The organism is uncultured Campylobacter sp., assembly GCF_937997405.1.
In the GTDB taxonomy this organism is placed as follows: Bacteria; Campylobacterota; Campylobacteria; order Campylobacterales; family Campylobacteraceae; genus Campylobacter_B.
Window position 1 is genome coordinate 1 of sequence record NZ_CALKTL010000087.1, and the last position, 4,887, is coordinate 4,887.

The window sequence follows — 4,887 nt, forward strand, 5'->3', positions numbered from 1 at the left end:
ATCATCCCATTAAAGGCTATTAACAAATCAAAATTACGATTTGCTTTATCAGCAATTCTTAATCTTTTTCTGATATCAATTAGAACTTGTTCTATCGCCTCTGTCTCTCGTTTTTCTCTCTCGTCTTTTGCACTTTGCGTATCTCTTGGCTCTGATAACTTCGCCATATTGCCTCCTAGTTGTCTTTTATTTCGAGAATGTAACTGCTCCACCAATCAAGCAAAATTTTAAGCTCGTCCAAAAAATCGGCTTTTTCGGAATAGCTTAAATCCACTTTGTCGCCGTGTAGGTGGTCTAGCGCCTTTTTGATAGCCTCTTTGCTTACTCCGTGCTTTTGCATATTGTTAAACGCTTGCGTCATAAATATACCCCGCAGGCTATGCAGGGTTACGACGCGCCCCGTCTGCCTATCTCTAAAGTCAAAGCCCTTAATCGCGTTTGTAGCGGTGTCTTTGTGTATATGCCCCGTAAAGTGCGAGTTAATAAAAATGTGCTCGTATGCTCTGCTTAATTTCGCCTGGTCCTCAAGTATCCGCATAACCTCATCGCTAAGCGGCAATTTGAAATCGCCTATCTCGCTACGCTTGATTTTCTGCTCGGCGCGCGAATGGTTAAAAGCCTCCTACCGAAATCTACGTAATCCCATTTTAGGCGCGACAGCGGCGCGGCTCTTAGCGGTAGGTGTAGGCATAGCTTCATCGCGTTTTTTATCGTCTCAAAATGCGGATAATCATAAATGGCGTTAAAAATGCCTTTAAGTCCTGGCGCTCGGTTAGCTTGGCGTAATGCTCGACTTTGGTTTTAGGGATTAAGCTTTTGGCGTCGATGTTCGCCATAATATTAAGCTCTGCGTATCCGCTCGATACGGCGAATAAAAAGACGCGGTTTAAAATTTGTTGATTATCTCGACGGTTTGCGGCGTGGTTTTTGACGTTTCTTTAAGGATGTCCGCTATCTCGCCGTGAGTAATGCTCTTTATTCCTCTATCTTTTAGTATCTGCATTACGTGATTTTCAATACGCCCGCGCTTGGTCTTTAGCGTTTGGGGTAGTATGCTTTTGGCTTCAAGCTCTAGCCATTCGTTAAAGACCTTTTCAAAGCTGCGGTTATGCTCGCTTATCCTTTGAGCTTTGGCGCGTTTCTTTTCTGTGATAGGGTCGATACCTCTCATCGCTAGCTTTTTAAGCTCGGTTCGCTTCTCTCGCGCTTCGGCTAGCGATAAAACGGGGTAGTTGCCTAGCCCCGTATTATTCAGCTTGCCCGTATTGGGGCTAATAAAAGCAAATACCCAGCGCTTGCGCCCACTCTTGCTTACTATCAGTCCTAAGCCGTCGCCGTCCGTGAGCTTGTAGTCTTTGGCTTTCGGCTTTGCCTCTTTAATTTGCTTATCGCTAAGCGGTTTTACTATCCTAGCCATTGCGTTCTAACTCCCTTAAATGCGTTATTTGAGACGATTTAAAAATATTTTTTCGGTTTTCGGGTCAAAATCTCGCACAAAAATATTTTTAAAATCGCCGCCTTTTTGCTCTGCGTATGCCTAAAATAGGGGATTTGATGAGGTTTAAAACATTTTTCGCTTCGAGTGCGTTTTTTTAAGCTTCACAAAATCCTATTTTGGGCGTTTCAAGCGTTTTAAAACATTTTTTGGAGTGCCTTGTAAGCCCGTTAAATAGGGCATTTGGTAAGTTTTAAAAATATTTTTTCGCTCGATTTTCAGAATTTTGCCAAAAATATTTTTAAAATGTTTTTAAATTGCTAGCTTTGCCTGATTATTTTAGACTGCTTTAGAGGATTAAAATCACTTAAAGTCCGTATTTTAGGGGTTTTGTTGGATTGTGTTAGATTGTAAAAAATAGGCAATGGTGGTTAGAGGCAGAATCGAACTGCCGACACGCAGATTTTCAGTCTGCTGCTCTACCGACTGAGCTATCCAACCACCGAAAAAGAAAAGTAATTTTAGCCATGCAATACTTAAATCTCGGTTAAAATCCTTGATTTTCGCTAGATTTTTGTACGTTGCGCTCCAAAACAGCCAAATTTACTCAGTTGGAATTTTCTAAATTTTAGTGATAAAAATATTGCTTGCGCAGTAATTTGCAATAATCAAAAAGGGCTATCAATCTAAAAGCAAAGTGATATAAATTTACTATTTAGCCGACTTTGCAAATTATACGCTTGGTTCTAGGCTATGCAAAGTAGACAAATTTGAGCGCATATAACAGGCGATAGCCGCGATTGGTTAAATTTAGCATCGAAAATTGGCTTTAATTTGGACTTGACGAAGCATCTTTATAAACATTGTGCTCGAGCTAATAGTGTGACATGGGGATGTTTACTTTGGGGTTAAATTTATTTAGATATCCGCGCAGCAGAAGCGTTGAAATTTTAAAATGCGATTGCAAATTGTATTTTAAAAGCCTAGCCCGATCCGACTAGCCCCGATAGGTCTGTTTATCCGAGCTGTGCAACTTGTTTTTTAAATAGATCGCCGCGTTCGGCGTAGCTTTTAAATTGATCCAAACTGGCACATGCAGGGCTTAACAGCGCTATTTCGCTCGCAGAATTTATGGAATTTTTAAAATTTTCGAAATTTTTAGAATTCTGCGAATTCCGAGTTCCACCGTCGTTTGTGCGGCGTTTCGGCGAAGAGGCGTTGTCGCTTGCGGCAGATGAGCCGCCGCCTTTTTGCAGCGTATTCTCGCCGATCTTTGCATTTTCTTTCGCCTTGCCGCCGTTGCATCCGCCATTCGCGCTTAAATTTTGTACTTTCAATTCGCTTGCGCCGCTTTTTTCAAAATCCGCGCCTCGATACCGCTTCGAAATTTCGCTCACCGCCGTTTGTAAAATTTCGCAGCGCACGCAAGAAAGTCCGTATTCATCGCACAAAAGCACGATTTTATCGGTATTTGAGCCGATCGCGTAAATTTGCAGATCGTATTTTTTAAACTCCGCAAAAAGCGGGTGCAGATCCACGCCTTTATCGTCGCCGCCGAGGATCAGATGTATTTTGTGCCCCGCGTATCGCTTCAGCGCCTGCGTGCACGCATCGATGTTGGTGGCCTTCGTGTCATTGACCCAGATCCTGCCGCGCGCGTCGGTAAATTCCTCCAGCTTATTTCCCTCGATCACGAAGTCGTTCAGTCGCGCGATGTTGCATCTATCGAATAAAATTTTCTCCACGCACAGTGCCAAAAGCGCGTCGATCAAAAACGGAGTGCGGAATTTTATCTCGCCTAAATCGATGCCGAATTTTTGCGCCAGATCTGCTTCGTCCTCATAGCAGATCACGCGAGCCAGGCTATTTTGCGCGGCGGCGGAGCTTTCGTAGGCGCGCGGGATCAGCGCCACGGAGCCTTCGCGCATTGCTAGCAGCGGCGAGAGTTTGGCGCGCTCATACTCCGCGAAATCGCCGTGCCAGCTGAGATGATCGGGCGTGATCGCAAGCAGCACGTAGATGTCGGGGCGCGCGCATTTGGTGTAGTGTAGCGTAAACGAGCTCGTCTCCAGCGCCCAAATTTTGGCGCTTTTATCAAGCTTTGCAAGCGGAACGCCCACGTTACCGCCCATTTGCGAGCCGTATCGCTCGAGCAGGTGCTGCATCATCTTCGTCGTCGTCGTCTTGCCGTTCGTGCCGCTGATCCAAATTTTAAGGCCTTTGTAATCGTCGAAATAATCATATTCGCTGATTAAATTTTGTGCCTTTCGCACCAGCTCGTGATGCGGAGGGAAGCCTGGGCTAGGGATTTCAAGCTCGCTTGCGGCGGGATCGAACTCGCTCGGGTTTAAAAGCGCGTTGCCGAACTCATCCAGCTTCGGCGCGCCCGAAGAAATTTCAAATTTATCGTCGTATATCTCCCAGCAGCCGTCTTTTTGGCAGTGCTCGGCGATCGCTCTGGTCGTAAGCCCGTAGCCAAATAGCGATTTTTTCATTTTTTTCCCCTTTTGCCCCATAAAATTTGAGTTATCTCATCCGCGCTAAGCTCGCTCATTTCGCAGTATCTTTCGCGCGCCGTTTCGAAGTCGGGTTCAATTTGCGCTCGCATTTTACCTCAATTTCAGCGACGTCAGCGCTATGATATTTGCGATCAGCGCGATGATCCAAAAGCGGATGATGATTTTGTTTTCGACCCAGCCTTTAAGCTCGAAATGGTGGTGTATCGGCGCCATCAGGAAAATTCTGCGTTTAAAAATTTTAAAGCTGCCCACCTGCAAGATCACGCTGAGCGTTTCGATGACGAAGACAAAGCCGATCATTATGAGTAAAATTTCGTTTTTCGTGATGACCGCGCAGTATCCTAAAAACGCGCCTACGCTGAGGCTGCCGCTATCGCCCATAAAGACTTCGGCGGGGTAGCAGTTAAACCACAAAAACCCAAGCAGCGCGCCGATGAGCGCCGATACGATGATGCAGACTTCGCCTGCGCCTGCGACGCGCGGTAGCAAGAGATACTGCGAGTAGATAGCATGCCCACAAAGATAGGCGAACACGCCTAGGGTGCAGAGCGAAAACACCGACGGGATACTCGCTAGCCCGTCCAGGCCGTCGGTTAAATTTACCGCGTTTGAGCTAGCGCTTATTACGATTGTCCAAAACAGCGGCGCGAAGATCCATAAATTTAGCAGAGGGTATTTAAAAAACGGCACGAAAAATTCCCCGCCCAGATCGCTAAAAGCATAAAGCGTCGCCCCGATCAGAAACGCCAAGAAATTTTGCAGTGCAAATTTAGCCCGCGCGCTAAGGCCTGCGTGGTTTTGGCGGCCTAAAATTTTAGAGATATCATCCTTAAAGCCTATGTAGCCGAAGCCTACCAAACAAAGCAGTCCGCAGAGCACAAATACGTTGTTTAGCTTGGCGCACAGCAGGCTTGCGAGCACCGCGGCGGTAAC

Annotated in this window: 4 protein-coding genes and 1 tRNA gene; all 5 read right to left on the reverse strand. The window is 46.0% G+C overall.

The window, feature by feature from the left end:
- Positions 1 to 175 precede the first annotated feature (175 nt).
- Entirely contained in the window at positions 176 to 559 is a 384-nt protein-coding gene (locus tag Q0372_RS05065; protein ID WP_298103373.1) for a hypothetical protein, read from the reverse strand.
- A gap of 327 nt (positions 560 to 886) precedes the next feature.
- Positions 887 to 1,417 carry an integrase arm-type DNA-binding domain-containing protein gene (locus tag Q0372_RS05070; RefSeq protein ID WP_298103375.1) on the reverse strand — a complete coding sequence of 177 codons (531 nt, stop codon included), beginning with the start codon at positions 1,415 to 1,417 and terminating at the stop codon, positions 887 to 889.
- A 443-nt stretch (positions 1,418 to 1,860) separates the two neighbouring features.
- Positions 1,861 to 1,936 (reverse strand) — tRNA-Phe (locus tag Q0372_RS05075).
- A 515-nt stretch (positions 1,937 to 2,451) separates the two neighbouring features.
- Positions 2,452 to 3,930, reverse strand: coding sequence for a UDP-N-acetylmuramoyl-L-alanine--D-glutamate ligase (gene murD, locus Q0372_RS05080; protein ID WP_298103378.1), 1,479 nt, complete (start codon positions 3,928 to 3,930; stop codon positions 2,452 to 2,454).
- 114 nt (positions 3,931 to 4,044) lie between these two features.
- A partial coding sequence (gene mraY / locus Q0372_RS05085; protein ID WP_298103380.1) for a phospho-N-acetylmuramoyl-pentapeptide-transferase occupies positions 4,045 to 4,887 on the reverse strand: 843 nt, incomplete at its 5' end.